Genomic DNA, 18,572 nt, shown 5'->3' with positions numbered 1-18,572 from the left:
TTTATCCGAGGCTCAGTAACCACAATGCGCCAGCGACGCACAGTACAAACAGGGAAAGGTCCATCAAGGTGGGATGCCAGACATCGCCAGAGTAGATCCAGCCGCGTATCAGCGGGTGAATCAACAACCAGAAAAAGAAACCGAGTAACACCGCTTTAAACAGCGGCGGAAAAAACAGCGACGCACCGAACACCAGGTCGGTAAGCGGGGCGCTGGGGGAAAAGGCGGTTAGGGACACGTGTCATCATCCTTTTTGACCGGGAATCATCTAAATAGCGCGTAGACGGCAAGCGTATATGCAGGCCTGGTATTTGTAATTTGCCAGGTAAACTCGCAGAATAGTGTAAAATCTGGCTTAATAGCTAGCAAGCTAATTATAAGGAGATGCAATGGATACGCCCTTGGGAACCGATCTGTCTCGTCTGGTGCGCATTTGGCGCGCGTTAATCGATCAGCGTTTAAAACCGCTTGAGTTGACACAAACACACTGGGTGACGCTACACAATATTCATCAACTCCCGCCAGAGCAGTCTCAAATTCAGCTGGCCAAAGCGATCGGCATTGAGCAGCCTTCACTGGTGCGCACGCTGGATCAGCTGGAAGAGAAAGGATTGATCACCCGCGCGACCTGCGCCAACGATCGTCGCGCCAAGCGCATCAAGTTGACCAAGCAGGCTGAGCCGATTATCGAGCAGGTTGAGAATGTAATTGATGCCACGCGCGATGACATTCTTTCCGGCATCAGCCTGGAGGAGATCAATCAGATGGTGACGCTGATTGCGCGGCTGGAAAAAAACATTCTTGAGTTTCATAACCGCGAGAAATAAAAAAACCGACGCCAGGCGTCGGTTTTTTTTATCTGTTCGCTTAACGTGGCGAAACGGTAACCTGGCTGCCGTTTGACGCCATCACGACGCGCTGGCCAACCGAGTAACGGGTGGCAGCTTGCTTCTGCACCACCATGATGGTGTTGCCATCATCCTTGCGGATCTCCAGCTCGACACCGTCAGATTTGTTGACCGCACCCTGAACGCCCTGACCGGCTACGCCACCGAGTACCGCACCGCCAGCGGTTGCCAGACTGCGACCGCTGCCGCCGCCAATGGTGTTACCGAGGAAACCGCCCAGTACTGCACCACCAATTGCGCCAATCACGTTGTTTTCATCGCCGCCCTGGATTTTCACCGGACGAACAGAAACCAGCGTGCCATAGGAAACACTTTGTACTTGTTTAGCTTCGCTGGCGCTGTAAACGTCACCGGAAAGGGTGCTGTCGTTGGCACAACCTGCCAGAGTTAAGCCGGTCAACGCCACGGCTACAAAACGCTTAATCATCAGAACGCTCCTTAATGCAAAAAAACGCCATATTTCTCATCCTGTACTGCACAGAGTATAAGACAGAAAACTGGCAAATGACGCTAAGTCCGTATAAAACGCGGCTGGGGCGAAGCATAGACCATCGTCCCTCAACAAAAATTCAATTACCCAACGAAAATATTTTTGAGCTGGAATGCACTGTGCAGTGACGCTGAAAAGCGGAATTTTATCATAGAATTAGACCCGGTAATTTGCCAGGCTTAAGCCAGACGATGTTAAGGGAGTGAACCGCTATGAAATCAGGACGCTATATTGGCGTGATGTCCGGCACCAGCCTTGATGGCGTGGACGTGGTACTGGCGGCCATTGATGGTCAAATGGTGGCGCAGCAGGCCAGCTATTGTCATCCCATCCCGCAGGAATTGCGCCAGCAGGTGCTGGCCATTTGTCAGGGGCAAACCTTGACGCTGTCGCAGCTCGGGCAGCTGGATACGCGGCTGGGCAAGCTGTTCGCCGAGGCGGTTTTAACCTTGATGCACCAGCAGTCGCTGGAGGCCAGCGACATTATGGCGATTGGCTGCCACGGACAAACGGTGTGGCATGAGCCGCAAAGTGATGCGCCGAATACACTGCAAATTGGCGATAACAACCAGATCGCGGCGGCAACCGGCGTCACGGTGATTGGGGATTTTCGTCGCCGCGATATGGCGCTCGGCGGGCAGGGCGCGCCGCTGGTGCCGGCTTTCCATCAGGCGCTGTTGATGGACAGCGTTGAGCGCCGCATGGTGCTGAACATCGGCGGCATCGCTAATCTGTCACTGCTGCTCCCCGGCCAGCCGGTACGCGGTTTTGATACCGGGCCGGGCAATATGCTGATCGATGCGTGGATTTGGCGCAACAAAGGTTTGCCGTACGACAAAGATGCCGCCTGGGCGCGCAGCGGACAGGTGGTTCCAGCGCTGCTGGAGTTGATGCTCAGCGATCCGTGGTTTGCACTGCCGCCGCCAAAAAGCACCGGGCGCGAATATTTCAATCTCAGCTGGATCGAGCAGCAGCTGCAGCGTTTCCCGGCGCTGGCACCACAGGATGTACAGGCCACGCTGACCGAGCTGACGGCGTTAACCATTGCGCAGCAGGTGCAGCTCAACGACGGTTGCGATCGTCTGTTGGTCTGCGGTGGTGGCAGCCGAAATCCACTGCTGATGGCGCGGCTAGCCACGCATCTGTCGGGAACGGAAGTCGGTACCACCGACGAAGCGGGCATCAGCGGTGATGATATGGAAGCGCTGGCCTTTGCGTGGCTGGCGTTTCGCACATTAAATGGGTTACCGGGCAACCTGCCAGCGGTAACGGGTGCGCGGGACATGAGCGTATTGGGCGCAATTTACCCCGCCAATCCCCGACTTGGTCGTTAAGAGGTAAAAATGAAAAACATAATGATGATACTGAGCAGCGTGGCGCTATTAAGTGGCTGCGGCATGATGCATAAGCAGGAAGAGACACCGCAACAGCTGCGCTATCAGTGCGGGACTTTGCCGCTGACGGTCACTCAGGATAACGCGAAGCAGCAGGTGAGCTTTATTCTGGATGGTAAGCCCCTGACGCTGGCACAAACGGTGTCGGCCTCTGGCGCGCGCTACAGCGACGGCACTTACGTCTTCTGGTCAAAAGGCAATGGCGCTTTTGTTGAACGTAATAACAAAATCGTGATTAATGATTGTGAACTGCAGAACGCGGATACCTCCGTTCAGTAAACGTGAGAAAGAGAAACAGCATGAGCGACAGTGACAGCTTGCAACATATTGCCCATCTGCGTCGTGAATACACCCGCGGCGGGCTGCGACGTAAAGATCTGCCCGATAACCCTTTGGCGCTGTTTGAGCAGTGGCTGCAGCAGGCCTGCACCGCGCAGTTGCCGGATCCGACGGCAATGACGGTCGCCACCGTTGACAGCAGCGGCCAACCTTATCAGCGCATCGTGCTGCTGAAGCATTACGACGAGCAAGGCATGGTGTTCTATACCAATCTCGGCAGCCGCAAGGCGCTGCAGCTGGCAGAGAATCCGCGTATTTCGCTGCACTTTCCATGGCACTTCCTTGAGCGTCAGGTGATGGTGCTGGGCGAAGTGGAAAAACTGTCGCCGCTGGAGGTACTGAAGTACTTCAGCAGCCGCCCGCGTGATAGCCAGATTGGCGCATGGGTGTCGAAGCAATCAAGCCGCATCTCGGCGCGCGGCGTGCTGGAAGGCAAGTTCCTCGAACTCAAACAGAAATTCCAGCAGGGCGACGTGCCGCTGCCGAGTTTCTGGGGCGGCTACCGTGTCAGATTCCACACCGTGGAGTTCTGGCAGGGCGGCGAACATCGTCTGCACGATCGCTTCCTCTACCAGCGTAATGACAATGGCTGGTCGATTGACCGTTTAGCCCCGTAAAACTGCGTTTTATCCCCTTTCAACGCTGGCGCAGTTGGCGTCAGCGCTTTATGCTATAGCCCTCTTTTTTTCGTCTCCGCACGTCAGCGGAAAGCTGTGTACCAGCCTAGGTGCAGTCTGATCAATTTGGAGTCAGTGATGACCAGCAGTAACCTGATACAACAATTGCAAGAAAGGGGCTTAGTCGCCCAGGTAACGGATGAAGAAGCGTTAGCAGAGCGACTGGCGCAAGGGCCAATTGCACTCTATTGCGGCTTCGATCCTACCGCTGATAGCTTGCATTTGGGCCATCTGGTGCCGCTGCTCTGCCTGAAACGTTTTCAGGATGCCGGACACAAGCCGGTCGCGCTGGTGGGTGGTGCCACCGGTCTGATTGGCGATCCCAGCTTTAAAGCAGCAGAACGTAAACTTAACACCGCTGAAACCGTTGGCGAGTGGGTGGATAAGATCCGCAACCAGGTCGCGCCTTTCCTCAGCTTCGATTGCGGCGACAACAGCGCGATTGCCGCGAACAACTACGACTGGTTTGGCGGCATGAACGTGCTGACCTTCCTGCGCGACATCGGTAAGCACTTCTCAGTGAATCAGATGATCAACCGCGAAGCGGTGAAACAGCGTCTGAACCGCGAAGATCAGGGCATCTCTTACACCGAGTTCTCCTACAACCTGCTGCAGGGTTATGACTTTGCGGAGCTGAACAAGCGTCACAATGTGGTGCTACAGATTGGCGGTTCCGATCAGTGGGGCAACATCACCTCCGGTATCGATCTGACGCGTCGTCTGCATCAGCAGCAGGCGTGGGGCTTGACCGTACCGCTGATCACCAAGTCTGACGGTACCAAGTTCGGTAAAACCGAAGGTGGCGCAGTGTGGCTGGATGCGAAGAAAACCAGTCCATACAAGTTCTACCAGTTCTGGATCAACACTGCGGATGCCGACGTATATCGCTTCCTGAAGTTCTTCACCTTCATGAGCATTGAAGAGATCAATGCGCTGGAAGAAGAAGACAAAAACAGCGGCACAGCGCCACGCGCGCAATACGTGCTGGCTGAGCAGGTGACGCGTCTGGTGCACGGCGAAAGCGGCTTGACTGCGGCAAAACGCATCACCGAGAGCCTGTTCTCCGGCAGCCTGAGCGCGATGACCGAAGCGGACTTCGAGCAACTAGCGCAGGACGGCATGCCAACCATCACGCTGACGGCAGAAGACGATTTGCAGCAGGCGCTGGTGGCGGCTGAGCTGGTGCCATCACGCGGCCAGGCGCGCACCATGATCGGTTCTAACGCGGTATCGCTGAATGGCGAAAAACAGTCAGATGCGGAGTACCGTTTCAGCGACAGCGATAAACTGTTTGGACGTTTCACGTTGTTGCGTCGCGGTAAAAAACATTACTGCCTGATTAACTGGCAGTAAGCGTTCAGGGCCGGCTTCCGGCCCTTTTTTATGGCAAGACAGCAGTACAGGGCAAAATGAAAAATATTCTCGCAATTCAATCTCACGTTGTTTACGGACACGCCGGTAACAGCGCTGCCGAATTCCCGATGCGCCGCATGGGCGCAAACGTTTGGCCGCTGAATACCGTGCAATTTTCTAATCACACCCAATATGGACACTGGACCGGCACCGTAATGCCCGCCACGCATTTGACCGACATCGTTAAAGGCATTGCGGCAGTTGACCGCCTGAAAACCTGTGATGCGGTGCTGAGCGGCTATTTGGGATCGGCGGAGCAGGGCGAACAGATTCTGGAAATCGTGCGTCTGGTGAAAGAAGCCAATCCGCATGCGTGGTTCTTCTGCGATCCGGTGATGGGCCATCCGGAGAAAGGCTGCATCGTGGCGCCGGGCGTGGCGGAGTTTCACTGTAAAATGGCGTTGCCCGCCAGTGACATCATCGCCCCGAACCTGCTGGAGCTGGAGATGCTCAGCGGCCATGAAGTGGCCAACGTCGAGCAAGCGGTGGTTGCGGCACGAGAACTGATTAGCAAAGGCCCGAAAGTGGTGCTGGTGAAACATCTGGCGCGTGCCGGACGTCGTAGCGATCGTTTTGAGATGCTGCTGGTGACCGCCGATGAGTGCTGGCACATCAGCCGTCCGCTGGTGGACTTTGGCGTGCGTCAGCCGGTTGGCGTGGGCGATCTCACCAGCGGTCTGCTGCTGGTCGATCTGCTGCACGGCAAGTCGCTGCAGGATGCGCTCGAGCACATCACCGCGGCGGTTTATGAAGTGATGCTGAAAACCCACGAAATGGGCGAGTACGAATTGCAGTTGGTGGCCGCGCAGGATGCGATTGCCAAGCCGACACAGCATTTCGCCGCTGAAAAGCTGTAAATTCCCCGTGAGGTGCGCAGTCCTGCGCACCTGCCATTCAGCTCACCATGAATGACGATCCAACGATCTGGGGCGTACGCACTGATAGCGACCCGACGAAGAATAGCGCCGGATTAAACCAAACCTTCCGCCTTCAATGCCGCCTGCACCACTGGGCGCTCTGCAACCCGATTAAACCAGGCTTCCAGCGCATCCAGCCCCGCTAAATCCAGCTTGATGGCTTTAGCCCAGCGCGTCACCACGAACAGATACACATCGGCAACGGTAAAGCGTAATCCCAGCAGCCACTGTTTATCCTGCAACGCCTCATTCACCTGCTGATACTTTTTCTCCAGCTGCGCACGGGCAATGGTTTTGTACTCTTCCGGCGTATCCGGACGGAACAGCGGGCTAAAACTTTTGTGCAGTTCGCTGCTGACAAAACTCAACCACTCCAGCGTGTGATAGCGCGTCAGGCTGCCGGTCGGTGCCAGCAGGTGGCGATCCGGCTTAAGATCCGCCAGATATTGTACAATCGCCACGCCTTCGGTCAGGATGCTGCCATCGTCAAACTGCAGCGCCGGCACTTGTCCTTTCGGGTTAATCTGCCAATAATCTTCTCCCTGCTCGGTCACTTTCTTCTGCAGGTCCACGTTCACCTGGGTGAAGTCGAGCCCGCATTCCAGCGCGACAATATGCGGTGATAGCGAACAGGCACCGGGCTTACAATAGAGTTTCATCATGGCTTCTCCTTGAATGTTGTGGTGATCAAAGCAGCATAAGTCTGCCAGGGATATTTACCCGTGACTGCGATCAGGAATTGCGGTCACCGTTCAGGTTTATTCAGCAAAGCATGGCAGTAACGGCAGCTTTTCGAGCGCAAAATCCCAAAATTGCCGCACTTTAGGCGTCATATTCTTCACACGCTGGGTCACTAACTGCACCGGAAGCGGCGCGGGTTCCCATTCTGGCAGCAAGCGCAGCAGTTTCCCGCTGTGGATATCGTCAAGAACCTGATACGACAGCAGCCGTCCGATGCCGTGTGCGCTGCGCAGCGCTTCCAGCTGGCTCTCCACGTCATTAACCCGCAGACGCGGCGTGATGCGCACGCGCAGGTCGTGAGCGAAGCGCCACTCGCGCGTATGGCGCAAGCTCGTCACTAACGCATGTTGAGTCAGTTCAGTGGGATGAATAGGCGTGCCAGCCTGTTGCAGATAGTCGGGGCTGGCAACCAGCGTTGAACGCACAGTGCCAACCTGACGCGCCACCATCGAAGAGTCCTGCAGTGCACCAATGCGCAGCGCGATATCGAGGCCGTTCTCGATCAGGTCCTGATAGCTGTCGCTGAGCACCAATTCAATCTGCATCTCCGCATGCTGTTGCAGGAAGGCATTCACCAGGGGCATGACGTGGCGACGACCAAACTGCACCGGCGCGGTTAAACGCAGCAAGCCATGCAGGCCGCTGTGGTGAGCGCTGTCGATGGCGCGCTGATAATCGCTCAGCACGCGCTGTGCCTGCTCAAACAGCTGCCAGCCAGCTTCGGTGGGTGCCAGCTGGCGTGTGGTGCGTTCAATCAAAGTGGTGGCGAGGCGGGCTTCAAGGGTGTTGAGGGTGCGCGTGATGACCGGTGGCGATCGCTGTAACAAACGTGCGGCGCCAGCCAAACTGCCTTGCTGGATAACCGCGACAAATACCTCAAGCTCATCAAACCTGTCCATGCTTATTCCACTCAGATTAACAGTGAGCCGACATCATGAAGTTAAGCGAGCAAAAAGCGAAGTGTGGGTAGCAGAAATCGTTAAAGGAAATGTGAATGGCGGCGAAATAGTCGGTAGAAAAAAGCCGGGACATGCCCGGCTTTCTGCTTACTGATTGGCGCTGGCGCGTTTCAGTTCAGTTTGACTATCATCCTGCGTCATGCGGTTCAGCAGTGGCGCGGTGATTAACATCAGCAGGGCGATTACGCCGGTGGCGATACCAATCTGCTGGAACACATGGCTGTAGACCGCCAGTGACGTGTGTGGATCGGTCACATCATTCGGCACCGCCATCAGGTTCGCGACTTTACCGGCAATCATTGCCGCACCCGCGGTGGTCAGGAACCACGAACCCATGATGAAGCCCATTAAACGTTGTGGTACCAGCTGTGCCACCATTGCCAGGCCCAGACCGGAAATCATCAGCTCGCCAATGCTCTGCAGCGCATAGCTAAGGATCAGCCAGTTCACTGAGACGATACCGGCTTCGTTGGCAAATTTGGCACCAAACGGCAGCACCAGGAAGGCCGCTGAACACAGCACCATACCGAAGGCGAATTTGTGTGGCATCGGCATTTTATCGCCAAGCTTGTTGTACACCGCGGCCAGAATCGGGCTTGCCAGCATAATCCAGAACGGGTTCAGCGCCTGGAACTGCTCCGGCTCAAAGGTGATGCCGAGAATCGCGTGCTCAACGTTGCGAATAGCGAAGAAGTTAAGTGAGGTCGGCATCTGCATGTAGAGCACGAAGAACACAATCGCTTCAACCATCAGCAGGAAGGCCACGATCATCTTACGACGTGCTGCCCCCTTCAGCGCGAAGGCTTCTTTAGCGAAGATCACCACGATACCTGCGGCGATGACGCCCAGCGTCATACGTGCGATGCTCTGGTGATGCAGCAGCCAGGCCGCCAGCGCAATCAGTGCTACCACGCCAATCAGCGTCATCAGCAGTTTACCCATCTGCAGCGGGGCAAAATCCGGCTTGGATCCGTAGTTTTTCACTACACGCTGGAAGAACAGGAAGTTCAGCAGCGTGATCACCAGACCGACAACCGACAGCGAGAACGCGGCGCCCCAGCCATATTTCGCGGCCAGCCACGGCGTCAGCATCATCGAGAACAGCGAACCGATGTTGATCGACATGTAGAACATAGTGAAGGCACCGTCGAGGCGCGCGTCATCTTTCTCGTAGCAGGTCGACAGCAGGGAAGACGGGTTAGCTTTAAACAAACCGCTACCTACCGCGATAGTCGCCATGCCGATATACACCATTGAGGTGTCATGGCCGGAGAAGGCAATCAGCGCATAACCCAGCGCCAGCACCATTACGCCAAGCACGATGACGCGTTTGGTACCCAGCACTTTATCGCCGAGCCAGCCGCCGATAGCGACTAAACCATACACCAGCGCGCTAAACGAGGTGAACAGCGTAATGGAGTCCGCTTCGGACATGCCCAGCTGTTTAACCAGGTAAACCGCCATGATGGCTTGCAGGCCGTAGTAACCAAAACGTTCCCACAGTTCGATGGAGAAGATCAGATAAAACGCTTTCGGTTGCTTAAAAGCGTTGAGGCTTGGCGCCCCGTCAGTGTGTTTGTTTGCAGTTGACACGTATACCTCAGTTTTAACATAGCCTGTTTTGCGACAGGAATTAAGTCTGCGTCGGGCTGGGTAATCCCGCGCAACATTGTTATTAGAAAGGAAAAACGGCGACTAATTTGGCTGAATCAGTCCAACAGGGCAAGCATTTTTTGCACGCTGAAATACTTGCAATAGGTAGGGTTAATGCCGTTATACAAAGTTGTAAATTAGTGTTAAATCTCGCTTGAGGGCATTATATCAGGATAAACAGGTGAAATGCAGATCGGGAAGATCATTTTCCTGATATAAACTGCTCAGAGCGGATTTATCAGAACATAACGCTAAAGACCATAATTTATACAGAGATTATTATTGCCGTTGCGCACAATATAAGCACAACAGCTTGATTGGTGAGCGTAATAAGCAGTCAAAAGATTCCAGAACGCTAATTAGTTGATCCTGCGCACAAAACCACGAATTAATTATCAGGGTAAAAGAAGAAAACGTTTGCGTAGCTGACATCTGGCGAAGATTAGCGCGGTCCGACACCTTATTTGGCAGATAAACAGGCGTCCATAAGCGCAATGCGTGGAAACGAAAGCCGCATAAATCGACGTTTAAAGGCGTTTAGACAGCGGGTTAACTTTGCTGTAACCTCCTTTTTTCCCTGAAAGGACGTAGTCATGATGAAGTCGATTCGTGTCGCCCTGATTGGCGATTACCGTGCTAATGCCGTTGCGCATCAGGCCATTCCTCCCACTGTACAACTCGCTGCAAAAACCCTTTCACTCAACGTCAGCGCCGACTGGATCGCCACGCCGGAACTCAATCAGCACAACCTCAATGATTACCAGGCGATTTGGCTGGTTCCGGGCAGTCCTTATCTCAATGATGCGGGCGTGTTTGCCACCCTTCGCTGGGCGCGGGAAAGCGGTAAGCCATTTTTGGGCTCGTGCGGCGGATTTCAGTACGCCATCGTTGAGTACGCGCGCAATGTGCTGGGCTGGGAAGATGCGGCGCATGCGGAAACCGATCCTAGCGGTCGCTGGGTGATTGCGCCACTGGCGTGTTCGCTGGTGGAACAGCGTGGCAGCGTGACCTTCCAGCCGGGTTCACGTATTGCTCGGGCTTACGGTGCGTTACAGAGCGATGAGGGTTATCACTGCAACTTTGGCGTCAACGCCGAGTTCAGCGCAGCGCTGGCGACGCAGAATCTGCAGATCACGTCGTGGGATATGGAAGGCGACGTGCGCGGCATTGAATTGACCGATCACCCGTTCTTTGTCGCCACCTTGTTCCAGTCCGAGCGGGCAGCGTTACAAAACCGGCTGTCGCCGCTGGTGGTCGCCTGGTTGCAGGCCGCCGCAGGTTAAATACGCAGCTTGTCTATGGCGTAATGCGTGTCAGTTAAGCCAGCAGCGAGTGCGCTGGCCGGGGCCCGCTATGAAGCTTTAGTGCGCGCAGTTGAAAAGGGCACATTTGCCGTGACGCAGCAAATGTGTCAGAGCCCGCGATTCAGAGTTCGGTTTTGGCGTCGAATTCACACAGATCTTCGATCAGACAGGATCCGCAACGCGGTTTGCGCGCCACGCAGGTATAGCGACCGTGCAGAATCAGCCAGTGATGGCAATCGACTTTAAACGCCGCCGGCACCACTTTCAGCAGCTTATCTTCCACTTCTTCCACATTCTTGCCCGGCGCAAAGCGGGTGCGATTGCTGACGCGGAAAATATGGGTATCAACGGCGATGGTCGGCCAGCCGAAAGCGGTATTCAGTACCACGTTGGCGGTTTTACGCCCGACGCCCGGCAGCGCTTCCAGCGCCGCACGATCTTCCGGCACTTCGCCACCGTGCTGTTCCAGCAGAATGCGGCAGGTCTTGATGACGTTCTCCGCCTTGCTGTTAAACAGGCCGATGGTTTTGATGTACTCCTTCACGCCATCCACGCCCAGCGCCAGCATCGTTGCCGGGGTATTCGCCACCGGATAGAGCTTCGCGGTAGCTTTGTTGACGCTGACGTCGGTGGCTTGCGCGGAGAGTAATACCGCAATCAACAACTCAAACGGCGTGCTGAAGTTCAGTTCTGTGGTCGGATGCGGATTCTCATCACGCAGGCGCGTCAGGATCTGCGCGCGTTTCTCTTTATTCACACCGCTTTCCCGGTTGCGCCTTGCGGCTCCGCTTCAGGCGCTGCTGCACGGGTGGCCGCACGCTGTTTCATCTTCTGATCGATCAGGTATTTTGCTGCCAGCAGCATGCCAAGGCCGATAAAGGCGCCCGGTGGCAGCATCGCCAGCAGCATCGGGGAATCAAAGTGCACCACTTCAATACGCAGCGCTTTGGCCCACGGCCCCAGCAGCTGATCCGCCCCGTTGAACAGTGTGCCGCTGCCAATCAGTTCACGAATCGATCCCAGCGTCACCATCGCGCAGGTTGCGCCCATGCCGATGGCAAAACCGTCCAGCGCCGAAAGCGGAATGCTGCTCTTTGAGGCGACCGCTTCGGCGCGACCCACCACAATGCAGTTGGTGACGATCAGCGGGATAAAGATGCCGAGCGACTGATACAAACCGTACGCATAGGCGTTGATCAGCATCTGCACGCAGCTCACCACTGAAGCGATGATCATCACGTAAATCGGAATACGGATTTCGGCCGGCACCCAACGACGCGAGGCGGAAATTGCGCTGTTGGTGATGGTCAGCACCAGCGTGGTCGCCAGGCCTAAACCGAGAGCGTTGGTCGCGGTTGAGGTCACCGCCAGCAGCGGACAGAGACCGAGCAGCTGCACCAGCGCGGAGTTATTTTTCCACAGGCCGCCGACCAGTAAATTTTTGGCTTCACTCATTTGCATCTCCACATTCAGGCAGCGAAGCAAGCTTCGCTGGCAGTGTTTCAATCAGCAGCGCGGTGCGCTTGGTGGCGTTGACCACCGCGCGTGGCGTAATGGTTGCGCCGGTAAATTGGTCGAATTCACCGCCGTCTTTTTTCACCGCAAAATTTTTGTCATCCGCGCCGTGGATCACTTTGCCATTGAAGCTGTTAATCCAGTCTGAAATACGCAGTTCGATTTTATCGCCGAGGCCCGGCGTTTCATGGTGCTCAACCACGCGCACGCCCAGCACTTTGCCGTGGAAATCGGCGCCGACCAACATCTGAATCGCCCCAGAATAGCCGTCTGGCGCGGTGGTCTCAAGCGCGGCGGCCACCGGCTGATCGCCTTTGCGCGCTAAATAGAGATGGTGCGGGCGATCATTGCCCAGCGCCAGCGCATCGGTCACCAGATAACACTCTTGCTGGATGTGATTGTCGTACAGATCGGTCGGCACCACCTGATCTAACAAATTTTTCTGTTGCAGCGCGGTCTGATGCTCCACCGTCGGCTTGGTGACATAGTTAACCACCGCCGTCACGCCAGTGGTGATCACCGCAAAGGCCGCCAGCGTCACCGCATTTTTACGAATAGCTTCGATCATCTTCAATCCTTGCGATGGCCGTAAACGCGCGGCTGAGTGTAGTAATCAATCAGCGGCACACAAATATTGGCCAGCAATACCGCGAAGGCGACGCCGTCCGGATAGCCGCCAAAGCTGCGAATCAGCCACACCAGCAAACCAATCAGCGCGCCGTAAACCAGGCGGCCGCGATTGGTGGTGGAGGCGGTCACCGGATCGGTAGCAATAAAGAACGCGCCGAGCATGGTGGCACCGGAGAACAGGTGAATCAGCGGTGAGTTAAGCGACTCCGGCGAGAACACCCAGCCCAGCGTGGCGCAGAACGCCAGCGAGACGAGGAAACTGACCGGAATGTGCCAGCGGATAGCATTCTTTGCCAGCAGCAGCGCACCGCCCAGCAGATAACCGAGGTTAACCCACTGCCAGCCAACACCGGCTAACACGCCACTATAAATCGGCTCCGCAAGCAGCTGTTCGGCGCTGTGCCCAGCACGCAGGCCGGTTTTAAAGGTATCGAGCGGTGTCGCCTGGCTGACGCCATCAACGCCGAGCTGCAGCTGCTGCATGGTTTCACCGGCCAGCGTGTGGTGGGTGAAGATCATACTGAGCGAATCCAGCAGGCCGGGTTTGATCGCCTGCAGGCTATCGGGCGGCAGCCAGCTGGTCATCTGCACCGGGAAGGAGATCAGCAGCACCACGTAACCGACCATTGCCGGGTTAAACGGGTTTTGCCCCAAACCGCCGTACAGCTGTTTGGCGATGACGATGGCGAAAATGGTACCTAACACCACCAACCACCACGGCGCGAGCGGCGGCAGGCTGATGCCCAGCAGCAACGCGGTGAGCAGGGCAGAGTTATCGGATAAGGTCGGCACCACCGGCGTTTTACGCAGGCGCAGAATCGCCCCTTCGGTGGCCCACGCGGTGGCGGTGGCCAGCAAAACCTGAATTAAGAAACCGACGCCAAAGAAATACCATTGTGCGGCCATGCCCGGCAGCGCGGCAAACACCACCAGCAGCATGATATTGCCGGTGCTGCGGCGGTTGTGGGTATAGGGAGAACTTGCAATACGAAAAGCCATTTAATCCTCAGTCGTCGAAGGCTGCTGCTGCGCTTTACGCGCTTTGGCACGGGCGACCGCAGCGGCAATCGCCGCTTTGCGTGGGTCGGCGGAGTCAGGAGAGGCAGCAGCCTCCACTTCAGGAGATGTGGCTTCAGCCTGCTGCGCGGCAGCCGCGGCTTTCTTCGCTTTGGCGCGCGCAATCGCCGCTTCAACGGCGGCTTTGCGCGGGTCAACTTCAGCAGCAGGTGCATCAGCTGACGGCTCGGCGGGTGCCGGTGCAGCGGGTTGTGCGGAAGCGGCGGCTTTTTTGGCTTTGGCGCGCGCAATCGCCGCTTCAACGGCGGCCTTGCGCGGATCGACTTCAGCAGCAGGCGCGACGGCTGGCGGCTCAGCGGGTGCGGGTTCTGCCGCAGCGGCAGCTTTTTTCGCCTTCGCACGCGCAATCGCGGCTTCCACCGCCGCTTTACGCGGATCGACTTCTGCCGCAGGCGCATCAGCTGGCGGCTCGGCAAGCGCGACGTCAGCCGCCGGTGCGCCCGCTTTCTTCGCTTTCGCACGGGCAATTGCCGCTTCCACCGCCGCTTTACGCGGATCGCCGGACTGACGACTCAGCGCCTGCGTTTCAGCTTGCTTCTCGGCCTGCTGCGCTAAGGCTTGTGCATGACGCGCTTCGCGTTCCGCAGCATCCTGCTCCGGCGTTTTTTCCTGACGCGCTTTCACGCGTGCCACGGCGGCGTCGAGTTCACCCTGATCGCTACGCGCCACGCGCTGTTTAGCCTGTTCATGACGCGCTTCACGCGCCAGTTTTTCGCGTTCCAGGCGTGCCAGACGCGCTTCGAAACGCGCTTTCGCTTCGGCGGTACGTTTCGCTTCAAGATCGATGGCGCGCAGTTCGGCTTTTTCCTGGCGGTAATATTGCACCAGCGGAATGTTACTCGGGCAGACGTAAGCGCAGGCGCCGCACTCAATGCAGTCATCAATATTGTGCGCGCGTGCTTTTTCGTGATCGCCGCCCTGGCTGTACCAGAACAGCTGCTGCGGCAGCAGTTTCGCTGGGCAGGCATCCGCGCAGGCGCTGCAGCGGATACAGGATTGCTCTTGCTGATCGTTGCCCATTTCGCTGGCCGACGGCGCCAGAATACAGTTGGAGATTTTCACCAGCGGCACGTTCAGCGACGGCAGGGTAAAGCCCATTAGCGGACCGCCCATGATCACCATCTGGCGCGATCCCGGCGTAAAACCGGCATGCTGCAGCAGGTGGCTGATCGGCGTACCGAGCCGTCCCCAGACGTTGCGCGGGCGCGCCAGCGCTGCGCCGGTCAGCGTCACCACGCGTTCGGTGATCGGTTCGCCGTCTACGATGGCGCGTTTTACCGCCCACGCGGTGCCGACGTTTTGCATCAGCACACCGATATCGGTGGAACGTCCGCCGTGTGGCACTTCGAGGCCGGTGAGAATCTGCGTCAGCTGTTTCGCGCCACCAGACGGATACTTGGTAGGAATCACGCGAATCTGCAATTCACGATCGCCGCCCAATGCCTGTTTCAGCGCGGCAATGGCTTCCGGTTTGTTATCTTCTATGCCGATCAGCACGCGTTCCGCCTGCAACACCCACGCCAGAATGCGGCAGCCTTCCAGCACTTCGGCAGCACAATCCTGCATTAAACGGTCATCGGCAGTGATGTACGGCTCGCACTCGGCGGCGTTGATGATCAGGGTTTTTACGCCGCGCAGGCCGCCGCGCAGTTTGGTGGCGGTCGGGAAGCCCGCGCCGCCTAATCCGGCGATGCCCGCATTGTGAATGCGTTTTACCGCTTCTTCACGCGACAGGGCGCGAAAATCGGGCTGCGGATCGAGCGTGGTCCAGCGATCTTCGCCGTCGGCACGCAGGAAAATGCACAGCTCGGAGAGGCCAGAAGGATGCGCCGTCATGTGTGGCGCAATCTCTTCGATGGTGCCGGACGTTGGCGCGTGCACCGGCAGCATGCGTCCGCCGCCAAAGGTCAGCGGCTGGCCGCGCAGCACTTTGTCGCCGGGCGCCACGCAAATCTCGCCTTCATGTCCGATATGCTGTTTTAACGGAATGATAAAGCGCTCAGGCAGGGGTAACTGGCTCAGCGGCGTACCGTTGGACTGTGTTTTCATCTCAGGCGGATGGATGCCGCCCTGAAAATCCCACAACTTCTCTTTGCGGAACAGGTTTAACAAATTAAGCATGGGTTTCTACCGGGATCACCCGTACAGGAATGGTGTCGAGATTCCACTTCCAGTTGGCCGTGGTGGTGGCAACCGGGCGCATCTCAATGCAGTCGGTCGGGCAAGGCGCAACGCAGAGATCGCAGCCGGTGCAGACATCGCTCAGCACGGTGTGCATGGCGCGCGTGGCACCCACGATGGCGTCCACCGGGCAAGCCTGAATACATTTGGTGCAGCCGATGCAGTTCTCTTCATCGATCCATGCCACGGTACGTATCGGCTCCAGCATGTCTGCGCCGCCGTCGAGCGGTTGCGGTTCAACGTTGAGCAGCGCGGCCAGCTTGAGCATGGTCTGCTCGCCGCCGGGCGCGCACTTATTGATCGCTTCACCGTTGTTACCCACCGCATCGGCATACGGGCGGCAGCCGGGATAGCCGCACTGACCACACTGGCTCTGCGGCAAAATCTCATCGATCTGCTCAACAATCGGATCTTCTTCCACCTCGAAGCGACGTGAGGCGTAACCCAGCAGGGCACCAAACACCAGGCCCAATGCAGCCAGCGCGATAATCGCAATCCAAATCGCGGTCATTAGAATTTCACCAGCCCGGTAAAGCCCATAAAGGCCAGCGCCATCAGACCTGCGGTGATCAGCGCAATCGAGTTACCTTTAAACGGCGCGGGAACATTCGCCAGCACCAGACGCTCGCGCATGCCAGCGAACAGCACCATCACCAGCGAGAAGCCGAGTGACGCACTGAAGCCATACAGCGCCGCCTGCAGGAAGGTGTGATTGAGGTTAACGCTCAATAATGGCACGCCCAGCACCGCACAGTTGGTGGTGATCAGCGGCAGGAAGATACCCAGCAGGCGATAGAGCGACGGACTGGTTTTACGCACCACCATTTCGGTGAACTGCACCACAACAGCAATCACCAGGATATAGGCGAGGGTGCGCAGATAGACCAGATCAAGCGGCACCAGAATCAGGTGATTCACCAGCCAGGCGCAGATCGCCGCCAGCGTGATCACGAAAGTGGTGGCAAGTCCCATGCCAATGGCCGTTTCCAGTTTTTTTGACACGCCCATAAATGGGCAAAGGCCGAGGAATTTGACCAACACAAAGTTGTTCACCAGCACTGTGCCAACAAAGAGAAGTAAGTAATCGGTCATTTTTTAACCTGGGAAGCCGAAAGGCGTCTATTATCCGGAATTGAGAGGTGCATCTCAACCTTCAACGGGTTTGTGTGAGCATTGAGAGCACTCAGAATTAAATTGCTGACGAAACTCACGTCATTATGGCTGGATAAACGTCTGTTTTACGCGCTGAGAACGTTTGAAATAGGGCACAAACACCGCAGCCGCCAGCAGCGACAGCAGCAAAGTCTGAATCGCTTTGCCATCGGCCACCGGTGTGAAGGCAAAGGTTTTTAACGCCAGCAAGATGGTCATCAGCAGCCACAGGATGTAATGGCGCGGTAAGCGACGCGAACGTTTACAGAAAATCCAGCACACCCAAATGCTATACGCCCATACCACCGCAGCAGTCAGCAGCGAGATCGACCATTGCGTCAGCAAAGTGCCGCCGTGTGAGAACAGCGTCGTGCGTAATTCGGGTTTAAACAGCGGGCTCAGATACATTGCCACCACCAGCGCACTGGTCAGCATGGTCATGATCAGCCACGCCAGCGGCAGCAGTAGCCAGCCAGCAATACGTGGCGGGTTCACCAGTTGGGTCATCGACAAGATCCTGTTTGCAGAGAAGAGGGCGATGCAGAGCGTATCATGTCCAAACGGGGCACGCCCGACCTGGACAACGCAAGAGCGCAGATAGAGAGGGGATAAATCAATTAGATCACGTAACGCCAGACGGTTTTCGGCACGCGGCCCATATCGAACAGACGTCCGCCAGAGACCAGTTCAGCACGTCGATGGTCGGCGGCGCGATACATATTGATGATCTCTTTATCATCAGTCAGCGAATAATTCAGATGGTCGTAGAGTTTTTCCAGACTATCGAGATTATTCACTTTGCGGAATTTCAGCAGGTAATCTAATGCAGTCATGATTGCCATTTAAATATAAAGTACTTGGAAGTGCCCAAGTATAGGGAGCACGCGGCGAGAGTCCATACGCGACTCATAAAAAAATACAAAATTCAGACAACATGCGCTAATTCGCTCATGAAACGACACTTTTTTGCCTTTTACGCGTTTTAAACGCGCATATAAAGTACGATTTAAGGCAAATTCAGGCCGGTATTTAGCGGGCTTGTGAGAAAATCTCACGCTATTAACGCATGATTGGAAAGCCGTTATTTCTCCGTCTCTATAATAGGTATTTGCGATCGTGCTGCGAATGAATCCGCTGTTTATTCCGCTCTGGTCAGCAAATTAATGCACACGCCGTGAAACCGGCACTCACATTCTGTGCGAGCAGTCACAAAACCAATAAT

The 18,572-nt window shown here is 56.3% G+C and carries 21 protein-coding genes; 7 read left to right on the top strand and 14 right to left on the bottom strand.

Annotated features, from left to right (window positions below):
• Position 1: 1 nt before the first annotated feature.
• Positions 2 to 238, bottom strand: a complete 237-nt coding sequence (locus tag PZBJ_RS23520) for a DUF1656 domain-containing protein (protein WP_008110284.1) — start codon at positions 236 to 238, stop codon at positions 2 to 4.
• Positions 239 to 389: 151 nt separating this feature from the next.
• Between PZBJ_RS23520 and slyA the strand changes: the two genes are divergently transcribed.
• A complete protein-coding gene (gene slyA, locus PZBJ_RS23515) occupies positions 390 to 827 on the top strand; it encodes a transcriptional regulator SlyA (protein WP_007892783.1) in 438 nt (145 codons plus the stop codon).
• Between the two features lie 40 nt (positions 828 to 867).
• Here slyA and slyB read toward each other — a convergent pair whose 3' ends face one another.
• Positions 868 to 1,335 (bottom strand): outer membrane lipoprotein SlyB, encoded by a 468-nt coding sequence (slyB, locus tag PZBJ_RS23510; protein WP_008110282.1) that lies wholly within the window; start codon positions 1,333 to 1,335, stop codon positions 868 to 870.
• 275 nt (positions 1,336 to 1,610) lie between these two features.
• Between slyB and anmK the strand changes: the two genes are divergently transcribed.
• The 5 genes from anmK to pdxY all read left to right on the top strand — a co-directional run bounded on the left by anmK (position 1,611) and on the right by pdxY (position 6,078).
• A complete protein-coding gene (gene anmK, locus PZBJ_RS23505; protein ID WP_101764538.1) occupies positions 1,611 to 2,732 on the top strand; it encodes an anhydro-N-acetylmuramic acid kinase in 1,122 nt (373 codons plus the stop codon).
• A 9-nt stretch (positions 2,733 to 2,741) separates the two neighbouring features.
• Positions 2,742 to 3,071 carry an MliC family protein gene (locus PZBJ_RS23500; protein WP_101764537.1) on the top strand — a complete coding sequence of 110 codons (330 nt, stop codon included), beginning with the start codon at positions 2,742 to 2,744 and terminating at the stop codon, positions 3,069 to 3,071.
• Positions 3,072 to 3,091: 20 nt separating this feature from the next.
• Complete coding sequence (gene pdxH / locus PZBJ_RS23495) at positions 3,092 to 3,748, top strand: pyridoxamine 5'-phosphate oxidase (RefSeq protein WP_101764536.1); 657 nt, start codon at positions 3,092 to 3,094, stop codon at positions 3,746 to 3,748.
• A 138-nt stretch (positions 3,749 to 3,886) separates the two neighbouring features.
• Positions 3,887 to 5,161 carry a tyrosine--tRNA ligase gene (gene tyrS, locus PZBJ_RS23490; RefSeq protein WP_101764535.1) on the top strand — a complete coding sequence of 425 codons (1,275 nt, stop codon included), beginning with the start codon at positions 3,887 to 3,889 and terminating at the stop codon, positions 5,159 to 5,161.
• Positions 5,162 to 5,217: 56 nt separating this feature from the next.
• Positions 5,218 to 6,078: a pyridoxal kinase PdxY gene (gene pdxY, locus PZBJ_RS23485; protein WP_101764534.1), complete on the top strand. Its 861-nt coding sequence runs from the start codon at positions 5,218 to 5,220 to the stop codon at positions 6,076 to 6,078.
• 113 nt (positions 6,079 to 6,191) lie between these two features.
• On the opposite strand, the gene gstA is transcribed toward pdxY, so the two are convergent.
• The 3 genes from gstA to dtpA form a co-directional block, all read right to left on the bottom strand.
• Positions 6,192 to 6,797, bottom strand: coding sequence for a glutathione transferase GstA (gene gstA, locus PZBJ_RS23480; protein WP_206098236.1), 606 nt, complete (start codon positions 6,795 to 6,797; stop codon positions 6,192 to 6,194).
• Between the two features lie 99 nt (positions 6,798 to 6,896).
• Positions 6,897 to 7,778, bottom strand: a complete 882-nt coding sequence (locus tag PZBJ_RS23475; RefSeq protein ID WP_101764532.1) for a LysR family transcriptional regulator — start codon at positions 7,776 to 7,778, stop codon at positions 6,897 to 6,899.
• Between the two features lie 147 nt (positions 7,779 to 7,925).
• The gene (gene dtpA / locus PZBJ_RS23470; protein ID WP_101764531.1) at positions 7,926 to 9,431 is read right to left on the bottom strand and encodes a dipeptide/tripeptide permease DtpA; all 1,506 of its coding nucleotides are present in this window, start codon (positions 9,429 to 9,431) and stop codon (positions 7,926 to 7,928) included.
• 653 nt (positions 9,432 to 10,084) lie between these two features.
• On the opposite strand from dtpA, the gene PZBJ_RS23465 reads away from it, so the two are divergent.
• Complete coding sequence (locus PZBJ_RS23465; RefSeq protein ID WP_101764530.1) at positions 10,085 to 10,774, top strand: CTP synthase C-terminal region-related (seleno)protein; 690 nt, start codon at positions 10,085 to 10,087, stop codon at positions 10,772 to 10,774.
• 142 nt (positions 10,775 to 10,916) lie between these two features.
• Here the strand turns inward: PZBJ_RS23465 and nth are convergent, their stop codons facing one another.
• The 9 genes from nth to ydgT all read right to left on the bottom strand — a co-directional run bounded on the left by nth (position 10,917) and on the right by ydgT (position 18,183).
• Positions 10,917 to 11,552: an endonuclease III gene (gene nth / locus PZBJ_RS23460; RefSeq protein WP_101764529.1), complete on the bottom strand. Its 636-nt coding sequence runs from the start codon at positions 11,550 to 11,552 to the stop codon at positions 10,917 to 10,919.
• A complete protein-coding gene (locus PZBJ_RS23455) occupies positions 11,549 to 12,250 on the bottom strand; it encodes an electron transport complex subunit E (RefSeq protein ID WP_008110261.1) in 702 nt (233 codons plus the stop codon). The genes nth and PZBJ_RS23455 overlap by 4 nt, the downstream gene beginning before the upstream one ends.
• The gene (gene rsxG / locus PZBJ_RS23450; RefSeq protein WP_101764528.1) at positions 12,243 to 12,878 is read right to left on the bottom strand and encodes an electron transport complex subunit RsxG; all 636 of its coding nucleotides are present in this window, start codon (positions 12,876 to 12,878) and stop codon (positions 12,243 to 12,245) included. Before rsxG ends, PZBJ_RS23455 begins: the two co-directional genes overlap by 8 nt.
• 2 nt (positions 12,879 to 12,880) lie before the next feature.
• Complete coding sequence (gene rsxD / locus PZBJ_RS23445; protein WP_101764527.1) at positions 12,881 to 13,939, bottom strand: electron transport complex subunit RsxD; 1,059 nt, start codon at positions 13,937 to 13,939, stop codon at positions 12,881 to 12,883.
• The gene (gene rsxC, locus PZBJ_RS23440) at positions 13,940 to 16,138 is read right to left on the bottom strand and encodes an electron transport complex subunit RsxC (RefSeq protein ID WP_101764526.1); all 2,199 of its coding nucleotides are present in this window, start codon (positions 16,136 to 16,138) and stop codon (positions 13,940 to 13,942) included.
• Positions 16,131 to 16,709, bottom strand: a complete 579-nt coding sequence (gene rsxB, locus PZBJ_RS23435) for an electron transport complex subunit RsxB (protein WP_101764525.1) — start codon at positions 16,707 to 16,709, stop codon at positions 16,131 to 16,133. The genes rsxC and rsxB overlap by 8 nt, the downstream gene beginning before the upstream one ends.
• Complete coding sequence (gene rsxA / locus PZBJ_RS23430) at positions 16,709 to 17,290, bottom strand: electron transport complex subunit RsxA (protein ID WP_101764524.1); 582 nt, start codon at positions 17,288 to 17,290, stop codon at positions 16,709 to 16,711. The genes rsxB and rsxA overlap by 1 nt, the downstream gene beginning before the upstream one ends.
• A 123-nt stretch (positions 17,291 to 17,413) precedes the next feature.
• Positions 17,414 to 17,857, bottom strand: coding sequence for a DUF2569 domain-containing protein (locus tag PZBJ_RS23425; protein ID WP_101764523.1), 444 nt, complete (start codon positions 17,855 to 17,857; stop codon positions 17,414 to 17,416).
• A 110-nt stretch (positions 17,858 to 17,967) separates the two neighbouring features.
• The gene (gene ydgT / locus PZBJ_RS23420) at positions 17,968 to 18,183 is read right to left on the bottom strand and encodes a transcription modulator YdgT (RefSeq protein ID WP_167391211.1); all 216 of its coding nucleotides are present in this window, start codon (positions 18,181 to 18,183) and stop codon (positions 17,968 to 17,970) included.
• Positions 18,184 to 18,572: the final 389 nt, after the last annotated feature.

Source organism: Pantoea endophytica (assembly GCF_002858935.1).
In the GTDB taxonomy this organism is placed as follows: Bacteria; Pseudomonadota; Gammaproteobacteria; order Enterobacterales; family Enterobacteriaceae; genus Pantoea; species Pantoea leporis.
Note: the sequence above shows the minus strand (reverse complement) of the source record. Positions and strands in the feature narration are given on the sequence as shown.